A 755-nucleotide genomic window follows, 5' to 3' on the forward strand; every position below is an offset into this window, starting at 1 on the left:
GGGGCTGCTGGCTCAGGTCATGGTGGCCAAGTTCGCCGATCACCTGCCGCTGTACCGCCAGGAAAAGATCTTCGCCCGCGCCGGGCTGGCCATCGCGCGTTCCACCCTAGCGCAATGGGTCGGCGCTTGCGGCGTCCAGCTGCAACCTCTGGTCGATGCCCTGCGCGACTGCCTGCTCCAGCAGGACGTCATCCTCGCCGACGAAACCCCGGTGCAGATGCTCGCCCCGGGCACGAAGAAGACCCAGCGGGCTTACGTCTGGGCCTATGCACCCAGCCCCTTCGCCGACCTCAAGGCCGTGGTCTACGACTTCAGGCCGAGCCGGGCTGGCGAGCACGCGCGCAGCTTCCTGGGCGACTGGCAAGGCAAACTGGTCTGCGACGACTTCGCCGGCTACAAGGCCAGCTTCGAGCAAGGCGTGACCGAGATCGGCTGCATGGCCCATGCACGGCGCAAGTTCTTCGACCTGCATGCCGCCAACCAGAGCCAACTGGCCGAGCAGGCCCTCCAGTACATCGGTCAGCTCTACGATGTGGAACGCGAAGGGCGAGAGCTACTCGCCGAACAGCGACGGCAACTGCGCCAGGACAAAGCCAGGCCAATCATCGATGGCCTGCATAGCTGGATGCTTGGGCAGCGGCAGAAGGTGCCGGAGGGCAGCGCGATCGCCAAAGCACTCGACTACAGCCTCAAGCGCTGGGCAGCGTTGGTGCGCTACCTGGATGACGGCAACCTCCCCATCGACAACAACTGGA

At 65.3% G+C, this 755-nt stretch carries 1 protein-coding gene; it reads left to right on the forward strand.

What is annotated here, in order from left to right; translation table 11 throughout:
* Positions 1–755: IS66 family transposase (tnpC, locus tag N5J71_RS22340; RefSeq protein ID WP_279917666.1), on the forward strand; the 755-nt coding region annotated here is incomplete at both ends.

The organism is Ectopseudomonas oleovorans, assembly GCF_029845265.1.
Lineage (GTDB): Bacteria > Pseudomonadota > Gammaproteobacteria > Pseudomonadales > Pseudomonadaceae > Aquipseudomonas > Aquipseudomonas oleovorans.